Source organism: Paenibacillus sp. FSL R7-0333, assembly GCF_038000365.1.
Classification (GTDB): Bacteria; Bacillota; Bacilli; order Paenibacillales; family Paenibacillaceae; genus Paenibacillus_AQ; species Paenibacillus_AQ silagei.
Map to the genome: position 1 here is coordinate 5,362,579 of NZ_JBBOBZ010000001.1, position 25,652 is coordinate 5,388,230.

The following is a 25,652-nucleotide window of genomic DNA, read 5'->3' on the forward strand; positions in this document are numbered from 1 at the left end:
CGTTAGCCCTCCTTTCCGCCAGATAGTTTGATACGCGGATCTATGAACACATAAGCAATGTCAGTGATAAACCGTGCTACCATAAGCAGTACACCATAGAAGATCGTAATCCCCATAATAACGGTATAATCGCGGACACCTATCGCTTCGACAAATTGCTTGCCGATCCCGCCGACACCGAAAATCTGCTCAATTACGACCGAACCGGTTACGATGTTAGCTGTCATAGGTCCCATATAGGTTACCACCGGCAGAATTCCGTTACGCAGCACGTGACGGCTCAAGATAGCTGCCCAGCTTAGGCCTTTGGCCTTAGCCGTCTTGATGTAATCCGCATGCAGGACCTCCAGCATACTGGAGCGCGTCAGCCTCGCTATGAAGGCTATAGGCTGCGCTGATAACGCGGTTACCGGCAAGACATAATACATCGGCCCTTTGAACCCGGAAACGGGGAACATGTGGAACTTGTAAGCAAACACATATTGCAGGAGCGAGGCGACTACAAAGCTCGGAACCGCAATCCCCAGCACCGCCAGCACCATTGCTGCACTGTCAATAAACTTGCGGTGATAGAGTGCCGCCATCATGCCGAGAAAGACTCCGACAATAACCGACACAAGAATTGCGATAAGCCCCAGCTTCAGAGACGCCGAGAATGTCTGGCCGATCAAGTGTGTTACATCCTGATTCAGACGCTTCATGGATACACCCAGATCACCCTGGGCAATTTCACCCAAATACTTGAAATACTGATGATAGAGCGGCTTGTCCAATCCATATTGCTCGTATAAACGCGCTTTTATTTCTGGTGGAACCTTCTTTTCAGAAGTAAACGGGTCCCCCGGAATAGCTTTCATCAGAAAAAAGGTCGCTGAAATCAGCACAAATAGCGAGACAACCATATAGAAAAACTTATTGGCAATATAACGAACCATCCCCATCAACACCTCCTTTAACTTTTTTGAGACACATAATTAGATTTTATGAAAAAATTGACCATTTGTCTAATTTCTTATTTTGTAAGTTCGTGAAATCTTTAACAAAAAGCCTGAAATGCAAAAAAAAGGGATATATATGGAATTCCACATATATATCCCGAAGTGTAAAACTCCCTTCAGACTATCACTATTCAGTTCATAAACTGAAGGTTTTGCATTTCTTAGTGCTCAAGCAGGTAAGCACGAGTGAAGTCAATAGCACCGCTGAAGTCAAGAGTTACACCTTTGAGGTACTCTTTAGTCAGGGAGTTGTTAGTGTAGTAGTAGAACGGAATCAGGATCATGTCATCCTGAATGATCATTTTCTCAGCCTGTGCAAACAATTCTTGGCGTTTTGCCAGGTCAGAGCTTGTTTTGGCTTCGTTAATCAGCTTGTCATATTCAGGGTTAGCGTAACCAGTATCATTGTTACCGCCGCCTGTTACCCACATATCCAGGAAGGTCATTGGATCATTGTAATCCGCAGTCCAGCCGGCACGTGCGATCTGGTAGTTCAGGTTCTGGCGGTTGTCGATGAATACTGCCCACTCCTGGTTCACAGTGTTTACAGTGATACCCAGAGCCTGTTTCCACATATCAGCTACAGCCAAAGCGATTTTCTTGTGGCCTTCACTTGTGTTGTAAGACAATTCAATTGGTGGCAGCTCAGTCAGACCTTCTTCAGCCAGACCTTCTTTCAGCAATGCTTTGGCTCCTTCAATATCTTCTTTGAAGTAGTCGTCTTTAACTGCAGTACGGTATTCACCGTCAGCGCCCGCGATACCTGGAGGTACATACCCGAATGCTGGAAGTTGTCCGCCCTGTGCTACGTTGTCAATCAGCGATTGACGGTTAATAGACATTGCAAGAGCTTTACGGATTTTTACATTGTCAAACGGTTTTTCAGTGATGTTGAATTCATAGTAGTAGGTACTTGCGATACCTTTTCTCTGGAATTCTTTAGGGAACTCTTTCTGTACGATTGGCACTTGTTCTTGCGGGATTTCACCGTGAGGTGCACCAGCGCGGTCAAGCTCGCCGTTCTTGTAGCTCAAGAGTTCAGTTGCTCCACTGTTAACCAGGGAGAAGTCGATTTTAGCCAGCTTGATGTTGGCAGCATCCCAGTACTTATCGTTCTTGCTAACTTGCAGGGATTGGCCGGTAGTCCACTCAGTCAGTGTGAACGCACCATTAGTGATCATAGTGTCTTTGCTTGTAGCCCATTTAGCATTACCCTCAACGGATTTGTGTACAGGGTAATAAGTATAGAAGGACAGAAGTCCAAGGAAGTAAGGAGTTGGTGCTTTCAGCGTAACTTCAAGAGTTTTCGCATCTACAGCTTTTACGCCCACTTGACTGAAATCTGTAATTTTCTTTCCATAATATTCTTCAGCGTTCTTCAGGTAGTACAATTGATAAGCGTAAGGTGCAGTAGGATCTGTGTTAGGGTCGAGCACGATTTTCCATGCGCGAACAAAGTCAGCAGCTTCTACAGGGTCACCGTTGCTCCACTGCGCATCACGCAGGTGGAACGTATATACCAGTCCGTCAGCGGAAATATCCCACTTCTCGGCAATTCCTGGCTCAGCTTGGCCAGTTTCATCATTCATGCGGGTCAAGCCTTCATACATTGTCTTCAGGACGGTGTTGGCTTGGCTGTCCTGAGCTTGTGCAGGGTTAAACGTAGGTGGTTCTGCAGTCAGGTTGACTCTAAGTGTCTGGTCAGCAGCCAGCTTCTCGTCACCTGTTGTTCCTGTGTTCGTGCCGCCCTCTGGTGCAGTCGTCGCCGCTGCATTGGTGCCGCTGTTCGCATTGTTCTTGTTTCCGCCGCAGCCAGCAAGCACTGTGCCGATCACCAGAACTATTGCGATCATGAGCAATAGACTTTTACTCTTCTTCATCTAGCAGTTCCCCCTAAATAGAATGTGGTATATGGTTTATGATTATACAACCAGTGGTCAAAAAAATCTAGAGCAATATTTTCTGAAAACGACTTTTTTTTAATTCTTTAAAATTTTGTGACGTTGACGCTTCACCGGAGCAGTGGAACGTTACATCGCTTGTGATATGTATTGAATGAGGCCTACAACCATAAATAATACGTAACCTACGCCCAGGAAAAAGAAAGAAAGCCGCCACACAGCACGAAGTAACCGTTTTCCGTCCACCCCTCCTTTGAGGCGGTTTTGCGCGCCGCCAATCAGTCCGGCGGATATTAATACAATAAGTAGTATAAGAAAGAATCCAAAGGTTGAGTCAAAAATAATATTAAAGAGTCCCGAAACTGACAGCAATAAAAATAAAGTAGTTACGTCCATCGCCAGCATCATCGTTTTCCTCTTATCATGCCTCAGCCCGATTCCTGCGAAATACACAATCAAAAAAGGAACAATCGGAATAACGCTTAACACGCCGAACGAATTCCGGAGAAATTCCAAACAGCTTCACCCCTCCCTCACAGTCATGCCTTCTACCAGTCCGCAGATCCAGCGGTGCAGCGGAGCCTGAACGCCCTGCCGCAGCCCCATATTCACAATGCTTCCGTTAATCCAGCGGATTTCCGTCTCCCTTGCAGCAAGTACATCAGCCAGCATCGATGATGTATTGCCCGAGGTCGCACGGCATACTTCAAGAATCGCTTCCCAGGCACCCTGCTCTAGGGTAATCCCGCAGGCCTCGAATATCCCGATTGCCTCTGTATACAGTTCCTTCATAAGGTGTACACGTGCAGAGGAGGCCAGCAATTCGCCGTTCTGAACCCGCCAAATGGCGGTTAAAGGATTAATTACAGCATTGATCAAGAGCTTCCGGTAAATGATGGTATCCACTTCTTTCGACAGAGAAGCGTGAAATCCTGCTGAGGCAAGAGCTTCTATGAAACTAATTATCGCCGCAGGCTCAGATGCCTGCCGGTCAATTTCATGAATATTTATAGGAGAGCTGCTCTTCCCTATACATATTTCCCCTTTGCCGGCATGAATAACCTCTGTTAATGTTTTCCTCTTCGCCGCCTCTGTCGTTACAGCCGCCCAGATGGATGATTGCGGCAGCAGCCCCCTGAGCAATTCCAGATGTCCGCAGCCGTTCTGAAAGCCTATGATTACAAGCTCCCTGTCTCTGAGCGGCAGGAGAATCTCAGGCAGAGCCTCATGAAGCACCTTCTGCTTGACCGTTAACAGCGTAACCTCCCCGGGCTCGGTGAGCTGACACTGTGTATATTCTTCTACCGGTGCAGCGGAGAAGCTCCCGCCTGGAAGCTGTGTTGCCTCCCTGCCATCTTCATAGCTGACAGTCAGCCCCCGTTCGGATAGTGCCCTGCTCTGCTCTTCCCCCCTGCACCATATCCGTACTTCAGCCCCACCGGCGATCAGCCGCCCTGCAAGCAGCAGCCCCAGTGACCCCGCACCTATCACATCTATTCTCACTAACCCTGCCCCCTGCCATGCCAAGCTCCAATAATTTTCCTAATTATATCCTGCTTGTCTCTGCAAAAGCAAAACAAAAAACCCTGCTAATCCGTTGCTGTTACGCACTCGGACGCAGGGCTCGCTGCATAATTCTTCTATTCAATCCGTTCCAGGTTTCCGTTCGCATCCATTTTGAAGCGGGGCTTCTCTTCATCCTCTTCATTAAGAAAAGCCAGCCTGCGGGCACGGTCCATAATCTGGATCAGTGCCTTGTAATCATCATTGACCACACGGTAATCGCTCTGGGCAAGATTAACCTCTCTGGATAAGCGTTCATTCTCCACTCTCAGCTCTGAAAGCTCTTCTTCCTTCTCCCGCAGATCGCGCTCCAGCATCTTAAGCTGTCTTCCAGCCTCCTGAAACGTTCCTTTCCATTGCCGCAAAAAGCGGATGACGGCATCGATGGACAAGCTGTTCTCGCTTAATCCTTCGCTGCGGCTGTAGTCTTCCTCAATGTCACCGAGAATCAGTCCGGCTACCTGCGCCCCGCGCGAAGCAGGCTGTTTTTTCAGATAGCTCCGTTTCTGGCGCTGGCCTTTGGCAATACCGATGGCATCCTCGTAGCTTTTGCGCACGCAGCTGTTCCAGCGGAAACCGCAGGCAGCCGACGTTCTGCCGATTTTTTCACCCACCTCTTCAAAAGCAGCAAGCTGTGTGCTGCCCTCGCGGATATGACGCAGCGTTATTTCTGCCAATATCAGATCATCTTCTGCACTCCAAGCATCCTGTCTAACGGCTGTCATAAAGCCTAACCCTCCTAACAACATCATGAAATAACCATCTTCAGAACCGGCAGCTCCGCCGGGTAGTGAATAGGGATAAAAGCTGCTTACTCCATTTCTATGCCTCTATTAGAGTTCATAGAATCTATTTGATACTAATTTGTATTGCCAATTTGTCTGCACCTCATACTACCTTTGCTATAAATTCTCTTTTTCGAAACAAAAGGCTTGTGTCAATAATAAAAATCATATTTTTTATGAAATTTTGTATTTTTTTCAATGAATTCGTTTACAGTGTTTTGGAGAGCCGTTATAATAAAGCTAAAGCAGCTGTTAGCCGGATTCATATTGGAAGGGGGACCCTCTCTTGGACCGCATGTTTCGCGTATTGGGATTTTTTACACTTACCATCGGACTTATGGCTTTTGCCGGCAATCTCACGGAAATGGCCCTGTTATTCTTTTTGCAAACCGCTTTTTTTGTGATTTTGGGGTACATGAAGTTTACGGAAAAGACCTACATCCTGCTCTTTTGGGGGTATATGATCCTGACGTTTACGGGCTTCAGCTATTGGACGATATTTGAGATGGAATTGCCGCTCTAACGCATATATATAGAAATGAACGGATATGCCTTCTTGATTAAGGGAGCATTTCCGTTCTTTTTGTTTGCAAAATTGTAGTTCGGGGAGATGCAAAACGGGGTATGATATTTTAACAGGCTGAAACATATTAATAGTACATACCTGTCTAACTCTGTTCAAGGTGGTGGTGCAAGTGTTATCCCGTAATACAGTTCGCCGGTTATTCGCAGCAATATTGATCCTCACCTGCATCGCTATGCCGCCGGCTTCTCCGGTCTATCTGTCCGCCGGTTCCGGCTCCACTTCAGGAGTTAGCGCTCCTCCGCCCTCTATGCCGGATGATGAAGAGACCCGCAAGCTGCTGGAGCAGACGCTGTCCTCTGCAGAGCTTGAACGTGAGATTGCCCGGATTACTGCAGAACAACAGACGCTGGAGCACAAAGCCGCTGAGCTGGAGGAGCAAGCTGCTGCCAAGCAGAGTAATATCGCGGATCAGCAGGAACGGGCAGGTGCTGTTGTGCGGGCCTATTATATGGGGGAACGGGATGGACTTCTTACCGCATTCCTCTCCGCCAAAAGCATCAGCAGGCTAATCGCTCTATTCGATTATTATGAGATTATTATGGGGCAAGACCGGAAGACGCTCACGGAATACGAGACGCAGTACAAGGATTTGAAAAGCACACTCACGGCCGCCCGGCGCAGCAGTCAGGAGCTGGCAGAGCTCAAAACGGCGCTCGAAGAGCAGCAGAAGCGTGTGCTTGCCTTAGATAAGGAGATTGCAGGCGGGATTCAGGCCAGTACAGATCCTCAGAGTATGGAGCGACTGCTGGAGGAATTCAGTAAATATTGGGAGAATATCGGACTGCATGAGGTGCGGAAGTATTTCAAAGCGCTGGCTTCTGCGATGAAGCAGCTGCCGGAGTTCGTCCAGAGCCGGGATGGCGTGCTGGTGCGCAAGGGGATGACCTATAATCTGGCCCTGTCCGAAAAGGATCTGAATGAGTTCCTGGTAACCCAGAACCCGCTGTTCCAGGATTTCCGGTTTGCGTTCAAGGACAATTCAGTCTCGGCAACGGGTAAAAGCGGGGGCTTGTCGCTGTCGCTGACCGGCCGCTATACCATACAGCAGGAGCCTGTCAACGGCTTGATGTTCCATGTTGATCATGTGGTATTCAATGGCCTGGAGCTGCCGGATACCACCCGCCAGGCTCTGGAGGAAGAATTCGATCTCGGCTTCTATCCGGCGAAGATTGTCTCCTTCCTGCAGGCCACCGAGGTCTCAAGCTCGGACGGCATTCTGCATGTGAAGCTGTCCCTCTCATTCTAAAGGAGACTTTACCACCGCTTCATAAGCAGCGGCATTCAGCTTGCCTGTTAACAAACCAAGCGCCGCCTCCGCCTTCCAGCTCCACTCTGCCTCAGAGCCGGAACTGGGGGTGTTATCCTCTGCAAGGAACCATCCGGCTTCCATTGGCAGCTTCCCAATCTTGGGCTGAGCTGAGCGGTACAGCTCATCCAGTGCCGGCAGACGGTCCGTGTTCTCCAGCCATTCCAGCTGGGCCGTGCTTGAAGTCACGTGGGCGAGCCATTTGACCGCAGCTTCCGGACTGCCGGATTGTGCAGGAAGGGCAAAAAAGCGGCTGTGAATACCCTCGTAGCTCGGTATGCCCTCCTGCTTCTTCGGCATCTGCACCGCCAGCGTCGAATTCCCGTGCTTCTCCCACTCCGAGAGCGGCACAGCTGCCACCGCAAGCTTCCCATCCTGCAGCAGTTCCCAGATCTCCTTATTGAACCGGCTGGTCAGATACAAATAGCTGCGCGCCGCTTCTGTCCACTGAGCCTGCTCAAGGCTGGCGGAGAGCAAACTGCTGCCCATGCTATGCAGCACGGCCGCATATCCGTACGGATTCTGCGTATCCATAGCCAGCAAATAACGCTTCTTCTCCGGGTCCTCCTTCAGCCGGCCTAGCAGCATATTCCACTGCTCCAGGCTTGCGGGCACCTCCGCAAAACCCATTCCGGCGAGCCGCTCCGGCGAATACACAAGGACATAGGGATCGATATCCAGCGGCACTCCCCAGTTATATCCGTTCCACTGCATCTGCGGAATCAGCATCGTAAGCGGCGTGCTCCCGGGAACACTTTGGTAGATATCTACAGGCAGCAAATAGCCCCGGGTCGCCAGATCATAAATGCTGTGGCCGTCCAGCATCACGATATCCGGGCTTGTCCCAATGGTTAGTTCATCACGCACCTGTGCTCCCCCGTCTTCCGCCTCTACATTCTTAAGGATCACGCTGACTCCGCTGGATAAAGCGTACTCTTTGCTAATCTGCTCCAATACGCTGAACTCCTCCGTACTGAGTGAGACGCGGATCTGGAGGCTCTCGATTTCTCCTGCTTCCCCTGAAGGAGGACGCTCTGATTGGTCCAGCGGCTGTCTGGGCGGATAGCTTCCATGATCCGTATTCAGCTCCATGCTGGGTGACAGGCTTGTCAGGGCCAGCAGCAGAACTGCAAACAGCAGCCAGTAATTTTTGCGTTTCAGCACATGCGCTCTCTCCTTCAGCGTTTCTTATTCCTCATTTTAGCAGAGATGCAGGCGCTTGTCTTGGGTTGTGAAACCGTTCTCTTTATATAGAAGGAAACGGCGGGATGGGAGCACCTAAGGAACATGGTAGCAAGTTGGCGGTAGCCGCACCTACGGTGATTATTTGGACTTCCGGCCGCTGTTGTATACAGATTTCTTGATCCAAACCGCTGTTCGCGGTTGAAATCCCTATACAAAGGCGGACGCTCCCGCTCCTACAGTTCCAAAATTCCCCTCCGGTGCTGTCGCCTTATTGCTTCAGCTAACCACAGAAACTCCCTTCCCGCCGTAAGGGGGAGGGCATACAAAAGCCGGGAGTGGTTAGCTCCCGGCTTTTAATGGTAGTTGGTTTCAGAAGGTTACAGCAGATCGGCTGCCAGCTGGGCCAGATGCGAACGCTCACCCTTCTCAAGAGTGATATGTCCGCTGATGCCCTGCTGCTTGAACTTCTCAACGATATAGCTGAGTCCGTTACTCGCCGCATCCAGATAAGGGTGGTCAATCTGCTCGGGGTCACCCATCAGGATCACCTTACTGCCCTCGCCGGCCCGGGAGACAATCGTCTTCACTTCGTGGCGGGACAGGTTCTGCGCCTCATCAATGATAATGAACTGCGACGGGATGGAGCGGCCGCGGATATAGGTCAGCGCCTCAACCTGGATACTTCCCAGCCCCATCAATATTTTATCGATATCCCCTGCCTTCTTGGTGTCGAACAGGAATTCGAGGTTATCATAAATCGGCTGCATCCATGGACGGAGCTTCTCATCCTTTTCTCCCGGCAGATAACCGATATCCTTACCCATCGGAACCACCGGGCGGGCAATCAGCAGCTTCTTGTATTTGTGCTCATCCTCTACCTTGAACAATCCGGCGGCTAACGCCAGCAACGTCTTGCCTGTTCCCGCCTTGCCCGTGATGGTCACCAGCGGAATATCATCATTCAGCAGAAGCTCAAGTGCCATCCGCTGCTGCGCATTCCGGGCGCTAATGCCCCATACCGCATCATTGCCCAGATAGAGCGGCTCCAGACGGGAGGCATCGCTGTTGACCTTCAGCAACGCTGATTTGCCGCTGCCGATCTCATCCTTCAGAATGACGAATTCATGCGGATACAGCGGATAGGAAAGCGCCAGCTGCTTCGTGGGCAGGAACCGGTGACTGTAATATTCATCAATCAGTGAAGGATGGGCCATCAGCGACTGGCAGCCGGAGTAGAGCTCATTCAGATCGCCGGTGCGGTCAGACAAATAATCCTCCGGCGTTATACCAAGCACATCCGCTTTGATGCGGACAAGAACATCTTTACTTACAAGCACCACAGGACTCGGGTCAGCCTTCTCGTTCTCCTCATGAAGATAATTGAGCGCGACAGCGAGTATCCGGTTGTCATTGGAGACTTCGCCGAACATCTCCTGTACCTTGACGAAGCTGCGGTGGTTAAGCTCCACCTTCAGCGTGCCTCCGTGGTCCAGTACCACCCCGCTATGCAGGTGGCCCAGCTCCCGGAGTCCGTCTAACAGACGCGATACGGTGCGGGCGTTACGGCCGATTTCATCGGCATTACGCTTCTTGGAGTCGATTTCTTCCAGGACTACAGCAGGAATGACCACCTCATTCGCCTTGAAAGCAAAAATCGAATTGGGGTCGTGCAACAGCACGTTAGTGTCCAGTACGAATATCTTTTTCATGTTATCCCCTCCACAGCGCCTGGTTTGATTGATCATACATAACTCTTTTCAGCAAGGGCAAGATAAGGTAAATCACTAATTCTCAGGCTGAAAGGAGTACGCACATATGAGAAAATCAATGTGTCTGTTACTGGTACTGCTGCTGCTGACAAGCTGCGGTATCGCTAATAAAGAGACATCACCCTCTCCTCAGGATAAACAATCAGCTGGCACTTTAAACAGCCAGGGGAACCGCGGAGTGCGGACATTGTCGGAAGATGGTACAGCCGTACAGGAGCCCACCCCGGATTCGGGACAACCTTCAGAAGGCAAGCGTGACAGCGATGTGGCACTCAAGGATCATTTTGAACAATTAGCGCGAAGAGTCCCAGGTGTGGAAGGCGTCCACTGTGTCGTCATGAACAACCTTGCCGTGGTCGGCATTGATGTGGACGGCGCCCTTACCCGTTCGCGGGTCGGAAGCGTGAAATATTCGGTAGCCGAAGCGATCCGCAAGGACCCGAGGGGCGTAAGAGTTCTGGTGACTGCCGACATGGACCTCAGCAGCAGGCTGGCCGAGATGGGCAAGCATATCTCCAAGGGCAACCCGGTCTCGGGCTTCGCCTCCGAGATGGCCGATATTATCGGCCGGATCATTCCGCAGCTGCCGGAGGATATTGAGCCGCAAGGCAATACCCGGTAGGAGCTAATTTCAAAAAAAGCCTAGTGATAGCACACTAGGCTTTTTGCATGGCGGCAAACACTTGTCCGTCCAGCTTCTCGGCCGCACGTGCATCGTATACCTTCGCATATTTCGGAGCAGATTCCAGGTGCGCACCATAGAACAGCGCATTGCGGACCGCTTCAATCTCAATATCAAAACAGCACATCTTAAACGGAACATCCGGCAACGGGTCCAGCCGAACCGCAGCATGACCGTTAATGGCATGCACCGTCCCTTCGCCAAACACAGTAATCGTTACCCTCGGGTTAACCTTCATATTGTTCACCAGTCTGGAGCGGTGGTCCACAGCCAGCCGGACAATGGAAGGGCTCACAGCATAGATCCAGGAGATCGCAGTCGACGTAGGTCCGCCGGATTCTGCATCCACAGTGTTAAGAAGAACAAACGTCTCCGATTGCAGCATAGCTAGCAGAGTTTCATTGAGCTGAGCAACGGCTTCAGACATAGTTACAGGCCCCCTATGCGGCAAGAATACATTCAATTTATTATATTATAGCACAGGACGAAACTTGCATTCAATTTACAGATTGTACCCTGCCTGCTGCTCAAGGCTGGCCTGAGACCACTGCGGCGGACACTCCGGATATCCGGTCCTGAAGGCTTTTCTTGGCTGCGTCCAGCTCCTTATCGTTAATATATACATAGGGGCTGCGCCAGGTTCCGGTTACCGGTACATATTCGACATTCTCCTTGGAAATATCCCAATACGTAGCGATCAGGCTCTTAATCTGCGCATTCTCAATATCGCTCTCCAGATTATCGTCCACCGCATCCAGCACCCGGCCGATTTTGAGAACACCGCCCAGCGACTGCATCTGAGAGATCAATGAAGTCAGTACCTCGTTCTGGCGCTTATTGCGTTCAAAATCATCCGAAGGCTTCGTCGCCGGCTTGCAGTTGGACTTGCGGTAACGCACATAATCCAGCGCTTTATCTCCGTTTAGCTTGGCCTCGCCTTTTTTAAGATTAATATTGGTGCCGTCCACACTGTCCGTGTAACACATATTGGCACTGATATTAACATCTACGCCGCCGAACTCATCCACAATATCGCGGAAGCCCTGGAAATCCAGCACGGTAGCGTAATCGACCTTAATGTCCAGATATTTGCCCATCATCTTCTTCATCTCATCCTCGGCCAGAGTCCCGGAGGTCTTCTCCTTGCTCTTGAAGCGGGAGTAAAAGGCATTGATCTTCGTCTTCTTGTATCCGCCAAGCTCGACATATGTATCGCGGGGTAATGAGACCACCGTAGCCGATTTGGTCTCCGGGTTCAAGGCCGCGACCATGATCACATCCGTCAGGTTGGACGGGTGCTTCGGACGGTTGTCCGTTCCAAGCAGCAGCATCGTCAGCGGCTTCTCCGAGGCGGATTGTCCTGCCGCAACCGGCTGGTCCACTCCGAATCCTCCGTGGTCCACCTTCCAGTACAAATATCCTGCGTAACCTAATGCTGCTATAACAGCAATCAGGAGAATGATGAGCAGCACTCTCATCAGCCGGGCGAAGAATCCGCGCTTTTTCGGTTTCCGCGCTTTTTTCTTTGCAGTTGTAGCTGAAGCAGCAGACCTCGGCTGCTGCCGGTTAGTAGTGGTGCTTCCTTGCTGGCTGTTCCTTCTGGGTGGCAAATTGCCCTTGCTTGTATTCATAATCCATTTAGTTCCTTTTCATTCAACTGGAGTTGAAGTAGATCACTTCGTAATAACTTAGACGAGCCCTGTCATCAAAAGTTGCGCCTACTGCCGTTTTGCAGCCGCTGCAGCCTTCCGCTTCTGCCGGGCCTCGACCAGGTAACGGACCCGCACAAGCAGCATCAGCCCGACCGCTACCAGCAGGCACTGAATGATCGGCAGCTTGTCATGCTGGAAGATCAGAAGCATGCCTGAGCCTGCCGCCATCATCACATACAGTACGATCTCTTTGCCGATCGGCAGCTTCTGATTGACGCGGAATACTCGATTATACACATAAGTCAGTAAGATAAAAATGACAATGTAAGCGATAACTGGATGCTCAGCGAACCAGCTTTGCATAGCCCGTCACTCCTCCCGGATCATAAGTTACGCTTACATTATATCACCCGCAGCCGTTTTATACTGCTATTAATCCCTGCAATTTGAAAGATCCCCGCCTGTAAAATGAGAAAAGCCGCCGGAATAATCCGGGCGGCTTCATTGTTATCAGCTTACGCTTGGCTGGCTTGCGCCGCCTTACGCTGCTTCTCTACACGCTCGCGCTCGCCCTTATTCAGGATCTTTTTGCGCAGACGTACAGATTTAGGAGTGATTTCACAATATTCATCATCATTCAAGTATTCAAGCGCGCCTTCCAAAGAGAAGGTACGTGGAGTCTTCATTTTTACAGTATCATCTTTGCCTGAGGTACGCATGTTGGTAAGTGCTTTTTCTTTACAAATGTTAACGATAATATCGTTATCACGGGTATGTTCGCCAACAATCATACCTTCATAAATTTCTGTACCTGCATCCAGGAAGAGAATACCACGATCCTCAACACCCACGATTCCGTATTGGGTTGTTGTGCCACTTTCACTTGCTACAAGCACACCCTGATGACGTCCGCCAACTTGGCCGCCAACCAGTGGAGCATAGCTATCAAAGGCATGGTTCATTACACCATAGCCGCGTGTCAGCGTCAGGAAGTGTGTGTTGTAGCCGATCAGGCCGCGTGCCGGAATCAGGAATTCCAGACGGACTTGGCCGGTGCCGTGGTTGATCATGTTGACCATCTCGGCTTTACGGCTGCCCAGACTTTCCATAACGGAGCCCATGCTTTCTTCCGGAATGTCAATCATGAGGCGCTCAAGTGGCTCGGATCTGACACCATCGATGTCTTTAATGATTACTTGCGGTTTAGACACTTGCATCTCATAACCTTCACGACGCATATTCTCGATCAGAATACCAAGGTGAAGCTCACCGCGTCCAGAAACGATAAACGCATCAGGACTGTCCGTTTCATCCACACGCAAGCTCACATCCGTTTCCAGTTCTTTGAACAGACGCTCACGAAGCTTACGGGAAGTTACCCATTTACCTTCTTTACCGGCAAAAGGACTGTTATTCACAAGGAAAGTCATTTGCATCGTTGGCTCGTCAATCTTAAGAACAGGCAATGCTTCAGGGTGCTGCGGATCAGCAATCGTCTCACCGATGTTGATGTCCTTGATACCGGCAATAGCCACGATGTCGCCTGCGCCGGCTTCTTCTGTCTCCACACGCTTCAGACCCTGGAAGCCGAACAGCTTCTCGATACGGGCAGTTTTGCTCTTGCCGTCACGCATAATGACTGTAACGGACTGGCCTTGCTTGATTACACCGCGGTTCACGCGGCCAATGGCGATACGGCCCAGGTATTCGTTGTAGTCCATCAGAGTTACCAGGAACTGCAGCGGCTCTTCAACCTTCTCGGTTGGAGCCGGGATATGCTCAACGATGGTTTCATAAAGGGATAGCATGGTCTCATCCTGCTTCTCAGCATTCATGCTCGATGTGCCGTTAAGCGCAGAAGCATAGACTACAGGGAATTCAAGCTGATCGTCACTGGCTTCAAGCTCAATGAACAAGTCCAGCACTTCATCAATAACTTCCTTCGGACGCGCAGCCGGACGGTCAATCTTGTTCACGACTACGATTGGGGTCAGGTGCTGTTCCAGCGCCTTGCGGAGTACGAACTTGGTCTGCGGCATACAGCCTTCATAAGCGTCAACAACGAGCAGTACGCCGTCAACCATCTTCATGATCCGTTCTACTTCGCCGCCGAAGTCAGCGTGTCCAGGTGTATCTACGATGTTAATCAGGAACTCTTTATAAGTGATTGCTGTATTTTTAGCTAGGATTGTAATTCCACGTTCCCGTTCGATATCGTTAGAGTCCATGGCGCGTTCCTGAACGTGCTCGTGCGCGCTGAAAATCCCGGACTGCTGGAGAAGCTGATCGACGAGTGTTGTTTTACCATGGTCAACGTGGGCAATGATCGCAATGTTACGGATATCTTTTCTTGAATGCATGATTTGTATCCAAATCCTCTCATTTATCAAATTAAAACTGTTTAAATTCTTAGCATGTCACGGCAGTCTCACAAAAGAAGCGCCAGGCAGAAAGCCGACGCTCCAACATTCCTTAATTTTATAGTGAAAGTACTATGAAAAGCAAGTCTTTTTCTGAAAAAAAACGTTGCCAAGTCCGCTTAAATTTTCTAATTTTGCCTCATGTCCGGCTCAGCGGTCTTGAATTGTCCTATCAGGGTGTGTAGACGATCTGTTCTACCAGCCACCGTTCCACTTCTTGCGGCTTCCCGGTCTGCCTCTTCCCAGCATCAGCCACAGTCCCGCCGCAACCAGCACAGCGCCGAGCAGATAGAGCGCACCAGTACCCAGCAGGGTGAAGATAACCAGCACTACACTAAGCAATCCAAGGATCACAGCGGCTGTAGTTAACCCTCCGGTTCTGCCTGAAGCATACAGCGAATATTCGTACAGTCCCACTGCGATCCCCAGCAGAAGAACAGGCCATAAGTATCTCATGAGGTCCCAGCCCCAGGTATTGCATAAGCCGAAGAGCAAGCCATACACCGATAGTATACCCGCAGGAATGAGTACAGATGCAGAAGCGCGGCGGGTGAAAAAGAGCACATGCAGGAACAGGCCCGGAACCAGAATGATGAGCGGCCATAAGGCCCGTCCCAGAAAACCGAACACCCCCAGCTTGCCCAGCAGAATCACGAGCCCGGCGGCGGCGATGAATACACCCAGTTTCATGTCATTTTTGGAAGACATCTTTCACCTATCCCTTCAAAATTTCGTGTCTTTATTTTATCTGATAAACGCATAAAACACCATCATTCTTCACACATCCCGGCGGGGCATTCTCGAAAAAAAAAGAAATAAGGCTGCACCAAAGCCTTCCAGCTTTTGGTACAGCCTTATTATTGCCGGTTATCAGCCTGCGGATACTTTCCTGTGCTTCAGCATGCCCGTGACAACCACAATAATGCCTAGCAGCATTGGCAGTATGGTATGAAGCGTCGGCAGCAGGAACGAAATCACCGGTCCGAATTTGGCATCCTGCAGCAGCATGTTCCCGGCGGTATATGCCAGAATATAGGCGCCGATGAAGACCAGCACCGGGAAGCGGTGCAGCCAGCCCACGATGATGCCGCTTCCCCAGACGACAATCGGAATGCTGATCGCAATCCCGATCACGATCAGCGCCAGATCCCCTTTGGCAAGCCCGGCAATCGCCAGTACATTATCCAGGCTCATGATGAAGTCTGCCAGCAGGATGGTGCGCACCGACTTCCAAACGCTGGGGCTTCCCTCAATTCTCAGCTCTTCCTCGTCCTCGAGCAGCAGCTTGAAGGAAATCCAGAGCAGCAGCATGGCCCCTCCGGCTTCAATATACGGAATCTTGAGCAGCAGCACTGCGGCGAAGGTCAGGATACAGCGCAGCGCGACTGCTCCAGCGGCCCCCCACCAGACTGCCAGCTTCCTGTGCTTCTCCGGCAGATTCTTGCTGGCCATCGCAATGACCATGGCATTGTCTCCGCTGAGCACCAGATTAATCATTAGAATTTCACCAAGCAGCAATAATGAATCCATCCACCTCAGCCTCCCTGAACTCCATGTATCTACATGTATGCCGGGGGGCGACAAGCTATGCTTCTTGTCCCGCTATTTTAAAAACTGCGCATGTACGGCCGGATTGCAGCGTATATCTATAGTCTCCGGCCGGAATGGCCGCAAGGGGAATGCAAGCCACCAAACCTATAGGAGTGACCCGGGATGAATACATCCGCTGCGGATTTCATATTATCTCTGCTGAATATCGTGTTCCTTGATCTTATTCTGGCGGGCGACAATGCCATTGTCATCGGCCTGGCCGCGCGGAACCTGCAAGGACAACGGCAGAAGCAGGCGATTCTGCTTGGCACAGGCGGTGCAGTGATCCTGCGGATTATCGCTACGATTCTTGTGGTGTGGCTGCTCAAGATTCCATGGCTGCTGGCAATCGGCGGGCTGCTGCTGATCCTTATTGCTTATAAGCTGCTGTCCGGCGGCAGTGCAGAGACAGATATTCAGGCCGGCGGAACGCTGTGGGCGGCTGTTAGGACAATTGTGATCGCCGACGCAGCCATGGGACTGGACAACGTCATTGCTGTTGCCGGTGCAGCGAATCATAATATTACACTAGTAGTGCTGGGCCTGCTCATCAGTGTGCCTATTGTGGTCTGGGGAAGTACCCTGTTTATCCGGTTAATCAACCGATATCCATGGATTATCTATCTCGGCTCAGGCGTACTCGGCTTCACAGCCTCCACTATGATTTCCGGCGAGAAGGTCATTGCCCCGTACTTCAAGTCACATCCGCTGCTGCATGTTCTGTTCATCGCCGCAGTCATTGCAGGTATTCTGGCTGCGGGACACTGGAAGCGCCGCCGGACACATTTTGCTGTTCAGAACCACTCTTCCTGAAGTCCTGCCTGCGCTGGCACTAAATCCTCCGGCTTCTCATTGCCATAAGGTGTAATGAGTACGGTCTCGGTTCCGGCAACCGCCGTATCGAGTAAGCCCTGATAGCCAGGCAGCGTCGCTTCAATTTTGTCTACAATCCGCAGGTTCGGATTCGTCGTCGGTGATTTGGGCACGAACAGTGTACAGCAATCCTCGTATGGCAGGATGGACAAGTCATACGTACCGATGGTCTTCGAAAGCTCCACAATCTCACTCTTGTCCATCATCACCAGCGGACGCAGCAGCGGCAGAGCCGTTGCACGCCCGATCACATTCATACTTGGCAGGGTCTGGCTGGCCACCTGGCCCAGACTATCGCCGGTAATCAGCGCAAGCGCCCCTTCCTTCTCCGCAAGGGCGGTAGCAATCCGCAGCATAGCCCGGCGCATGAGTGTAATAATCAGATTATCCTGCCCGATCCCGGTAAAAGAGGTCTGCACCTCCGTAAACGGAACCAAATGCAGCTTGATCACACCAGCATAACGTGACAAGATACGGGTCAAATCTACAACCTTCTGGCGGGCAAGCTCGCTCGTATAAGGATAGCTGTAAAAGTGGACGCACTCTACCTCCAGCCCCCTGCGCATGGATGACCAGCCCGCAACCGGACTGTCGATTCCGCCGGAGAGCAGCAGCATCGCTTTGCCGTTCGTTCCCAGCGGGAAGCCGCCGACTCCGGCAATATTCTCACAGAAAATAAGAGTATGACCTTCTCGAATCTCAATCTTCAGCTCCAGATCGGGAGACTTCACATCTACCAGCAGACCCGGATAACCCTGGAGCAGCGGTGTAGCTATAAGCTTATTCATCTCTATAGAGCCGTAAGGGAAGCCCTTCCACACCCGGCGCGCGCTAACCTTGAAGCTGGTTCCCGCCGCCGGAGCAATAAGGTGGAGGAAGGTCCGGCTGGCCGCAAGAATATCGCCGAATTCCGGCCGGGAGACCTTTACCGGGCTAATCGAGGCGATCCCGAATACGTTTACGAGCGCCTCTGTTAATTCTCCTGCCGGTTCACCGTTCAATTCGACGTAGATCCGCCCGAATTCCCGGGTCAGCTTCACGTTCGGATAAGGCTTCACCATCTCCTTCACATGCCGCAGTACGGTCTTCTCGAACCGGCTGCGGTTCTTTCCTTTCAGAATGAACTCCCCGAAGCGCAGGAGGAGCATATCGGCATAGTCCATGCTGCTTCCGTATCCGCCATTATGTGCTCCGCTACCTGTCTCTGTTGTTGTCATTGGTTATTTCATGCCTCCTTCTGCAATCTTCAAGGATTGAACGGCTGCCAGCAGCGCCTGCTCCAGCTGGCTCACATCCTGCTGCGTATGACTGTCCCCCAGGCTGATCCGTATGCCGCCAAGCGCAGCAGCGGTATCCCTGCCCATGGACAGCAGAATCCGGCTCGGCTCGGCTTGGCGCGAGGAACAAGCGGAGCGTGTGGCAACCGCCATCCCGAGCTCCTCCAGCCTGCGGGCCAGAACCTCCCCCTTCATGCCGGGGTAAGAGAAGTGGACAATATGCGGCGCCCCGTCCTCCATGCTGTTCAGTACAAGCTCCGGTATCCCTGCTATATAATTCTCCAGCTGCGCCTTGAGCGGACGAATCCGGTCGCTGAAGGCCTCCCGCTGTTCTCCGCTCATCCGCATGGCCTTGGCTGAAGCTACAATATTCGGCACATTCTCTGTCCCGGCGCGCTTGCCCTGTTCCTGGGAACCGCCAGTCAACAAGGGAAACAGCGTGACGCCTTCTCTGACATAGAGAATGCCCGTCCCGCGCGGCCCGCGTAATTTATGCGCGGACAGGCTGTACAGATCTGCCTGCCAGGCCTTCAGTGGAGCCTCAAGCTTCCCGTAGCCCTGCACGCCGTCTACATGGAAGAGCGTCCGGCGGTTCACCGCCTTGACCAGTTGTCCGATCTCACGCAGCGGCTGTACCGTGCCGATCTCATTATTCACATGCATCACACTCACCAGCACCGTATCCGGCCGGACCGCAGCGGCAATCCGCGAGGGTTCGACCACTCCCTGAGGGTCAGGTGCTACGAAGGTAACCTCCCAGCCCAGCTTCTGCAGCTGAAGACAGCTCTCGTAGACCGAAGGATGCTCCAGCTCCGTGGTCACAATATGCCGCCCTCTGCTCTGATACTGCAGCGCAGCACCTTTGACCGCCAGATTGTTGCTCTCAGTAGCACCCGAGGTGAATAGTATTTCCTGCGGCAGCACATCAAGCGCAGCTGCGCACACCTCACGCGCACGCTTGATCAGCTTGTCCGCCTCTTCTCCCGCCCGGTGCAGGGAAGAGGGGTTTGCGAAGTGCTTCCTCATCACCTGCTCCAGCGTCTGCACAACCTCCTCATAGGGAGGGGCAGCAGCGGCATAATCCCAATACAGCATATATCTGCGTTCTCCTTTGTTGATCAGAATTCATAACTGCTTATATGTTGCAAAAAGGATCAAACGGTCTGTCTCCCAAAAGAAGCAGGGGGCAGATTCCGTTTGATCCTTATATTATACCGCGAATTGCGCGCGGGCGCGTTCTATTTTGGCAATGTAGGCCTGAGTCTCCTTCGGAAGCCCGGAAATGTTCGCCATAAGCTCAGCATCGCTGCTGACTCCAAGCTTGTTCACCCGGCCCGGTCCGGCATTATAGGCGGCCAGCGCCATCTTCTCCTGTCCGTCATACCGCTTAAGCTGGTACGAGAGGTATCGTACGCCGCCGTCAATGCTCTGGGCAGGATCGAAGGGATCAGAGACACCCAGTCCGTTAGCCGTTCCGTCCATTAACTGCATCAGTCCCTTGGCACCGGCAGAGGATACAACATTGGGATTAAAGGAGGATTCCGTATCAATAACCGCCTTGATCAGATCAACCGGAACGCCATATTTCGCGCTGGCAGTCTGAATCAGCTGTTCATAATCCGTCGGCACGGTCTGCGTTATTTCCCCGGAAATGTCACTTTTGGGTTCTGCTGTTTCCCCAAGCTGCTGCCACAGCAGATTATCCATCGAAGAGGTACCTGCAAGAGCAACGTATGTGCTTTTATTGCTGCTGTCAGTGGCTTGAGACGTCCCGGCTGCCTGCTGAAGCATTGCAGTGAACGCCGCCGCCGAGGCACCGGTCACTCCGGGGTTCGATTTGGTATCCTCACGCTTCATGCTTGAGCTTCTCAGGTCTACCCATTTCAACTGACCGCTTGGCGCAGCGGCATTGATTGACATGCATTCATTCCCTCTTTCACGCGAAGTCTTATATTTGAACTTTACTATTTATTCACAGCAATTACTATATGCCTAAGCGAAAAAACAGACCTCAGACCTGCATAGTTAGGTCTGATAGCCTGTTTTGAAAATCGGATGTGCAGATTCAGCTGCTCTAACGGGCAAAAGGAATTAAGACAAAATAGCTTAAAGTAGATACAATCCCCAGCCCCATCGACCAGGCCCCGGCTGATTTTTGTCCTCTGGCATAGGCATAATACCCCAGAACAGCGGCAATCGGCCCCAATATAATGGACCAGATGAATAAGGATACTACACCGAAGCCCAGGCCGATATAGCCGATACTCCTGTCCTCTCCCTCTATTACGCGGCCTGTTGTCCGCTGAGCTTCGCCGCTCCGTTCCATAGTGCTCTGAAGCTGCGACGGGAGCGGACTGAGCTCGGCGGCATACTCCTCATTGTGGCTTCGGTCCCGGCGGGGGTAATCGACTCTGCTGCGCGGGCGCAGGATCACCTTTCTGCGGGCGGAACGGTCCACTTTGGGTTCATCATTCGGATTATCCATAAGGGCCTCCTTCTCAGGCGTTCGGCTTGAACGTCAGACAACAGGTTGCGGACGAGGTTCCGGCATGATCATGATGATTACCCGCCGTCAGCTCCTCTGCGTATTCCTCCATGTAACGGCTGCCTGCATGCTGATCGATCTCAATGACAATTTCCTCGGCACGGCACAGGTTCTGTTCTCCCCAAAAATGACAGTTGCTTACACTACACTTCACAAGCGGTTTTGTCATAATGATCACCTCGTCATGTATTATGCCCGCTGTGAATTCTGGATATGCGGCTAAGGGCTCCCTGCCTTAAGACGACAAAAAAGACCGCCCCAAGCAGCCATATCGGCAGTTGGGACAGTCTTTTACAGAAATAGAAATATAGACCGGAGAATGGATTACACCTGATTCTGCATCCGCTTCTCTGTCAAATAATCATTCTCATAATAAGTCAGATCATCGCGCAATTCTTCATAGACCTTGGTAATCTCCATAATGATATCGCGTGCCGGACGCACAGGCTTCTTACGGAAACGGATCGCATCCTGACCGGTATAAGCGTAACGTCCATCCTCCGAATAACTCTCATTCTTAGGATAGAAGAAGTTATTAACTCCTAGATGATATACATTATATAGCGCTTTTTGCGCGAAAGGTTCATCGAAGGTAGCGCGGCGCAATGCAAGCCCAAGCTTCTCATAAGACATTTCCGAGAACACCAGCAGATGGCGGAGATCGGACAAGAACCCCCGATAGAAATGCAGCGTTTCTTCATCCTCTTCGGTAACAAGCTGCGGAAGTGCATGCTCATTCAGGAACAGTTCCATTTTGTCGATAACGGATTTAAGCTTCTCTCTCGTCGATTCACACAATTTCTGCACACTTACTGCTGACATGGCGGTTGCTCCCCCTTATTGTTCCTTGCATTAGTAGTTGTTAATGACACTTAGACATTGCAGTTGTACTCTCTTGATAGTATCACAAAATCTCCTAAGCCTCCACCGTACGGATACCGGAAAAGAATCCTTCTTCTAAAAAGAAAAGTACAAGCCCCGGAAGGCGCTTTCTTTTTGATATTAACATAAAACCAAGGACGGCGGTAGCCTTTTCGTAAGATGAATAAAACCAGCTTCAGCTCCGAACCCTAACAGGTATATGAAACGACAAGGAAGGAGCGGAAATCATGTCACGTAAAAATCTAACCATCGCCGGTATAGTCACTGCCGCGCTGACCGTACTGCTGCTCACCTTCGCCCTGCGGCCGGAAGGCAGCGGCGGCACCCTTCGGCAAGCGTCTGTGCCTAATCCCGCTCAGGAAAAAGTGATCAAGAAAACCACCCTTGTGCAGGATGTAGCGGCCACTGACAAATTGAACCGAGTCGATGTGCACAGACATCTGAGCACACTGCTGGCCGATATGCATCATGCTTCCCCTGAAGCTATCTCAGCTTATGCCGAGAGCCTTCAGCAGGGGCACGGGCATATTACCATGCTGATGATGGTTGATTTCAACACCCGTAAGACAACCACCTTCAAATCTGCGCTGCCGGAAGGAACCGACCAGGAGAATAAGCAGCTGCTTCATTATCTGAACACCGCCAAATCTGCGATTAAAGGCCACCAATCCTATGAATCCCCCTCGTTCATCATCGGCGACAAAAAGTATTATTTCGTGGCCCAACGAAACCGGGAGGGACAAGTGGCTGTCATCGCTCTGATTAACCAAAAGATTCTGGACCGCGTTGCGCTGCATCAGCTGAAGAATCTGCGGCTCATTCCGTACCCGAAGGAAGGCAAGTACCGGGTAGAATCCGTCCATGCCGATACCTTGAAGGACATCACGGTCAAGACTGGACATGACAATGAGAATGCCAGCCATTACTACGAGAATGAGATCGTCGTCCGCTTCCCGAATGGACATCCCACAGCGGCACAGCTTCAGACCATCGCTGCCGATATCCGCTGCAAGGAGCCGCGCAAGCTGGGGTATGCCTATATTTTCCGGTCAGACAAGATGAGTTACTCCCAGCTCAAGACTTACTTCGCCAATAAGTGGCATCCGCTGTACGCAGAGCCTCACTATATGTACTTAACCAATGATACGGTCAGTGAAAATACGGGAGCTAATGTGATTACCCCTAACGACCTGCTCTTCTCAACTTACCAGTGGAATCTGCCGGCGATTGAAACCCCGCAGGGCTGGAACCTGTCCAAGGGCAGCAAGGAGATCGTAATCGCCGTTGTGGATACCGGTGTTCAAGCGAACCACCCGGATCTGAAGGGGCAGCTGCTAAAGGGCTACAATGCGATTACCAGCGGCAGTACGCCGGACGACGATGTTGGACATGGCACTCATGTGGCCGGCATCATTGGAGCGTTAACCAATAATGAAGAAGGGGTCGCCGGCATCAGCTGGTATAACAAGATCCTTCCGGTAAAAGCGCTGGATAATTCAGGGGCGGGCACCACCTATTCGGTGGCCGAAGGCATTATCTGGGCGGCAGATCAGGGGGCTAAGGTGATTAATCTCAGCCTGGGCAACTATGCCGACTCGCAGTTTCTGCATGATGCGATTAAGTATGCCTATGACCGGGATGTAGTGATTGTCTCCGCTTCCGGCAATGACAATACGGAGCGGCCGGGATATCCCGCAGCCTATGAAGAGGTGATTGCAGTCGCCGCAACGAATGCGGCGGGAGAGCGTGCTTCCTTCTCCAATTACGGGGATTACATCGATGTGGCTGCACCCGGGGAGAGCATTGCCAGCACCTATCCCGATAATCAGTATGCGGCGTTATCCGGCACCTCGATGGCCAGTCCACATGTAGCGGCGCTGGCCGGACTGGTGCGCTCCTTGAACCCTGCACTGACAAACAAGGAAGTTACCGCGCTCTTGACCTCTAATGCCATTGATCTGGGCACCGCCGGCCATGATAAGTATTACGGCTGGGGCCAGGTGGATATCTACCGTACCCTGCAGGCGGCAGGAGGAGGCCAGGTTCCGCTCCAGCTGTTCCCGCAGCAGGTCGGCAAACAGCTCGATTCCATACAATAAGCTGCGCACGTTAGCTGTTAAGAGCGCAGATGCCGTTCCAGCAGCAGCAGGAACCGGCGGAGTCCGCGCTCCATCCCCTCCTGCGTCAGCTGCGAATAGCTCAGCCGGATATGCCTGGAGGGTATATCCCCGGCATAGCAGACATCGCCCGGCAGGAAGGAGATCCCTTCCTGCTCGGCCAGAGCATGCAGCTGCTCAATCCCGGGGGATTCCGGCAGCTGCAGCCACAGATTCAGCCCGCCCCCCGGCAGCTGCCAGGTTACCCCGGCCGGAGCATTCTGCTTCAGCAGCCTCGCTGCCGCCTCCTGGCGGACACGCAGCGCTGACCGCAGCTTCGCTGCGTACTCGTCATACTGGCGCTCGATGAAGGGCAGCACTGCCCGCTGGGTCAGCAGCGGACTGCCCAGATCACTGGCCGACTTGGCGGCAATCAGCCGGGAAAGAATATTGCCCTCAGCGGCGACACAGGCGATCCGGCAGCCGGGGGCAAGGACTTTGCTGAAGCTCTTCATGTAGACTACATGCCCGGCGGTATCCAGCGATTTAATGGACGCCGGGGGCGGCTGATGGAAATACAGGTCACTGAACGGATCATCCTCCACAATGAGACAGCGGTAGCTGCGGGCAAGCTCCAGCAGGCGCTGTCTTCTTGGCATGCTCATTGTGACCCCGCTCGGATTCTGGAAGGTCGGATTGGTATAGATGAGCTTAGGCGGCCTCCGGTCACACATCGCTGTAAGCCGGTCCACGCGCATGCCGTCCCCGTCCATCGGAACGAAGATCATCTCAGCCCCCCGCCCGGCAAAAACATCAATCGCCCCCGTATAGCTGGGCGCCTCCAGATACACCGTATCCCCCGGACCGACAAAGGTCCGGGCGACCAGATCGATCCCCTGCTGGGCGCCGCTTGTGATCATCAAATCATCCGCGCCCAGCTGGATTCCCCGGTTCTGCAGGTGCCTGCGCATCACCTCGCGCAGCTCCGGGTCACCCTGGAAATTACCATAGGTGGCCATCAGCTCAGGCTGCTCCTTCACAAGTGCAGCCATGGTCGTGCCAATCGGCCCGAGCGGAAGCAGGCTGCTGTGAATGGAGGCCAGATGAAAGGGATAGTCCACCTCAGAATAATCGAAGTTACGCCAGAGCTGGGCCCGTGGCAGATAGTCATCATAACCGTCCTGCCACCTTGCTTCTGCCCCTTGCCTGCTCCGGTCCCGTTCTGCCACATAGCAGCCCTTCCCCTGGCTGCACAGAATATGTCCGCGCAGCTCCAGGTCAGCATAAGCCTTGCTTACCGTTACCTGGCTTACCTTCAAGGAGGAAGACAGACCTCTAACGGACGGTAGCCGCGTGCCCGGCTGGAGCAGTCCCGAGGTGATCCGCTGCGCGATCGTCTCACTGATCTGCCGGGGCAGCGATTTGTCACCGCTGCGGAGTAAATCAATATGCATGGTCCGTCTCCTCCCAACTGTTATATTTATCGCTTTACTGTTATACCGCTATACCGTTATGATACTACAAAATTCAGAATAGCAGGGA

25 protein-coding genes are annotated in these 25,652 nt (G+C 52.0%); 5 read left to right on the top strand and 20 right to left on the bottom strand.

Annotated elements, in window-relative coordinates; translation table 11 throughout:
- Positions 1-2 precede the first annotated feature (2 nt).
- The 5 genes from MKY86_RS22635 to MKY86_RS22655 form a co-directional block, all read right to left on the bottom strand.
- Complete coding sequence (locus MKY86_RS22635) at positions 3-935, bottom strand: ABC transporter permease (RefSeq protein ID WP_076076346.1); 933 nt, start codon at positions 933-935, stop codon at positions 3-5.
- 224 nt (positions 936-1,159) lie between these two features.
- Complete coding sequence (locus MKY86_RS22640; RefSeq protein ID WP_076075888.1) at positions 1,160-2,878, bottom strand: peptide ABC transporter substrate-binding protein; 1,719 nt, start codon at positions 2,876-2,878, stop codon at positions 1,160-1,162.
- Between the two features lie 150 nt (positions 2,879-3,028).
- Positions 3,029-3,388 carry a DUF3397 domain-containing protein gene (locus MKY86_RS22645; RefSeq protein WP_305954367.1) on the bottom strand — a complete coding sequence of 120 codons (360 nt, stop codon included), beginning with the start codon at positions 3,386-3,388 and terminating at the stop codon, positions 3,029-3,031.
- Between the two features lie 33 nt (positions 3,389-3,421).
- The gene (locus tag MKY86_RS22650; protein WP_076075886.1) at positions 3,422-4,402 is read right to left on the bottom strand and encodes a ketopantoate reductase family protein; all 981 of its coding nucleotides are present in this window, start codon (positions 4,400-4,402) and stop codon (positions 3,422-3,424) included.
- Positions 4,403-4,539: 137 nt separating this feature from the next.
- Positions 4,540-5,187 carry an RsfA family transcriptional regulator gene (locus tag MKY86_RS22655; RefSeq protein WP_036724294.1) on the bottom strand — a complete coding sequence of 216 codons (648 nt, stop codon included), beginning with the start codon at positions 5,185-5,187 and terminating at the stop codon, positions 4,540-4,542.
- Between the two features lie 346 nt (positions 5,188-5,533).
- Between MKY86_RS22655 and MKY86_RS22660 the strand changes: the two genes are divergently transcribed.
- Positions 5,534-5,770 carry a DUF2626 family protein gene (locus MKY86_RS22660; protein ID WP_036724295.1) on the top strand — a complete coding sequence of 79 codons (237 nt, stop codon included), beginning with the start codon at positions 5,534-5,536 and terminating at the stop codon, positions 5,768-5,770.
- Between the two features lie 172 nt (positions 5,771-5,942).
- Entirely contained in the window at positions 5,943-7,079 is a 1,137-nt protein-coding gene (locus tag MKY86_RS22665; RefSeq protein WP_340827521.1) for a coiled-coil domain-containing protein, read from the top strand.
- Here MKY86_RS22665 and MKY86_RS22670 read toward each other — a convergent pair.
- Together MKY86_RS22670 and MKY86_RS22675 are read right to left on the bottom strand one after the other, a co-directional pair.
- Positions 7,071-8,303: an extracellular solute-binding protein gene (locus MKY86_RS22670; protein ID WP_076075883.1), complete on the bottom strand. Its 1,233-nt coding sequence runs from the start codon at positions 8,301-8,303 to the stop codon at positions 7,071-7,073. The genes MKY86_RS22665 and MKY86_RS22670 overlap by 9 nt on opposite strands.
- A 398-nt stretch (positions 8,304-8,701) precedes the next feature.
- On the bottom strand, positions 8,702-10,033 hold the full coding sequence (locus MKY86_RS22675; RefSeq protein ID WP_036724299.1) for a PhoH family protein: 1,332 nt from the start codon (positions 10,031-10,033) through the stop codon (positions 8,702-8,704).
- 106 nt (positions 10,034-10,139) lie between these two features.
- On the opposite strand from MKY86_RS22675, the gene MKY86_RS22680 reads away from it, so the two are divergent.
- Entirely contained in the window at positions 10,140-10,715 is a 576-nt protein-coding gene (locus tag MKY86_RS22680; RefSeq protein WP_076075880.1) for a YhcN/YlaJ family sporulation lipoprotein, read from the top strand.
- A gap of 34 nt (positions 10,716-10,749) precedes the next feature.
- On the opposite strand, the gene MKY86_RS22685 is transcribed toward MKY86_RS22680, so the two are convergent.
- The 6 genes from MKY86_RS22685 to MKY86_RS22710 all read right to left on the bottom strand — a co-directional run bounded on the left by MKY86_RS22685 (position 10,750) and on the right by MKY86_RS22710 (position 16,377).
- Positions 10,750-11,202 carry a pyridoxamine 5'-phosphate oxidase family protein gene (locus MKY86_RS22685; RefSeq protein ID WP_036690242.1) on the bottom strand — a complete coding sequence of 151 codons (453 nt, stop codon included), beginning with the start codon at positions 11,200-11,202 and terminating at the stop codon, positions 10,750-10,752.
- Positions 11,203-11,302: 100 nt separating this feature from the next.
- Complete coding sequence (locus MKY86_RS22690; protein ID WP_076075877.1) at positions 11,303-12,406, bottom strand: LCP family protein; 1,104 nt, start codon at positions 12,404-12,406, stop codon at positions 11,303-11,305.
- 87 nt (positions 12,407-12,493) lie between these two features.
- A complete protein-coding gene (locus MKY86_RS22695) occupies positions 12,494-12,790 on the bottom strand; it encodes a YlaH-like family protein (RefSeq protein ID WP_036724304.1) in 297 nt (98 codons plus the stop codon).
- A gap of 152 nt (positions 12,791-12,942) precedes the next feature.
- Positions 12,943-14,787, bottom strand: a complete 1,845-nt coding sequence (gene typA, locus MKY86_RS22700) for a translational GTPase TypA (protein ID WP_036724305.1) — start codon at positions 14,785-14,787, stop codon at positions 12,943-12,945.
- Positions 14,788-15,042: 255 nt separating this feature from the next.
- Entirely contained in the window at positions 15,043-15,555 is a 513-nt protein-coding gene (locus tag MKY86_RS22705; RefSeq protein ID WP_076075875.1) for a hypothetical protein, read from the bottom strand.
- Between the two features lie 162 nt (positions 15,556-15,717).
- Positions 15,718-16,377, bottom strand: a complete 660-nt coding sequence (locus tag MKY86_RS22710; RefSeq protein WP_036724307.1) for a TerC family protein — start codon at positions 16,375-16,377, stop codon at positions 15,718-15,720.
- 183 nt (positions 16,378-16,560) lie between these two features.
- Here MKY86_RS22710 and MKY86_RS22715 point away from each other — a divergent pair, with 183 nt between their 5' ends.
- Positions 16,561-17,250, top strand: coding sequence for a TerC family protein (locus MKY86_RS22715; protein ID WP_076075872.1), 690 nt, complete (start codon positions 16,561-16,563; stop codon positions 17,248-17,250).
- Here MKY86_RS22715 and thiI read toward each other — a convergent pair.
- The 6 genes from thiI to MKY86_RS22745 all read right to left on the bottom strand — a co-directional run bounded on the left by thiI (position 17,232) and on the right by MKY86_RS22745 (position 21,954).
- Entirely contained in the window at positions 17,232-18,473 is a 1,242-nt protein-coding gene (thiI, locus tag MKY86_RS22720) for a tRNA uracil 4-sulfurtransferase ThiI (protein ID WP_076076341.1), read from the bottom strand. The two genes, MKY86_RS22715 and thiI, sit on opposite strands and share 19 nt — an antisense overlap.
- 57 nt (positions 18,474-18,530) lie before the next feature.
- Positions 18,531-19,682: a cysteine desulfurase family protein gene (locus tag MKY86_RS22725; protein WP_076075869.1), complete on the bottom strand. Its 1,152-nt coding sequence runs from the start codon at positions 19,680-19,682 to the stop codon at positions 18,531-18,533.
- A gap of 114 nt (positions 19,683-19,796) precedes the next feature.
- Entirely contained in the window at positions 19,797-20,507 is a 711-nt protein-coding gene (locus tag MKY86_RS22730) for a lytic transglycosylase domain-containing protein (protein WP_076075866.1), read from the bottom strand.
- A gap of 154 nt (positions 20,508-20,661) precedes the next feature.
- On the bottom strand, positions 20,662-21,072 hold the full coding sequence (locus MKY86_RS22735; protein WP_076075863.1) for a hypothetical protein: 411 nt from the start codon (positions 21,070-21,072) through the stop codon (positions 20,662-20,664).
- Positions 21,073-21,085: 13 nt separating this feature from the next.
- Positions 21,086-21,301, bottom strand: a complete 216-nt coding sequence (locus MKY86_RS22740) for a DUF1540 domain-containing protein (RefSeq protein WP_076075861.1) — start codon at positions 21,299-21,301, stop codon at positions 21,086-21,088.
- A gap of 155 nt (positions 21,302-21,456) precedes the next feature.
- Positions 21,457-21,954, bottom strand: coding sequence for a YpuI family protein (locus MKY86_RS22745; protein ID WP_036724316.1), 498 nt, complete (start codon positions 21,952-21,954; stop codon positions 21,457-21,459).
- Positions 21,955-22,241: 287 nt separating this feature from the next.
- Between MKY86_RS22745 and MKY86_RS22750 the strand changes: the two genes are divergently transcribed.
- The gene (locus MKY86_RS22750; protein WP_076075858.1) at positions 22,242-24,113 is read left to right on the top strand and encodes a S8 family peptidase; all 1,872 of its coding nucleotides are present in this window, start codon (positions 22,242-22,244) and stop codon (positions 24,111-24,113) included.
- A gap of 17 nt (positions 24,114-24,130) precedes the next feature.
- On the opposite strand, the gene pdxR is transcribed toward MKY86_RS22750, so the two are convergent.
- Positions 24,131-25,564 (bottom strand): MocR-like pyridoxine biosynthesis transcription factor PdxR, encoded by a 1,434-nt coding sequence (pdxR, locus tag MKY86_RS22755; protein WP_076075855.1) that lies wholly within the window; start codon positions 25,562-25,564, stop codon positions 24,131-24,133.
- Positions 25,565-25,652 lie beyond the last annotated feature (88 nt).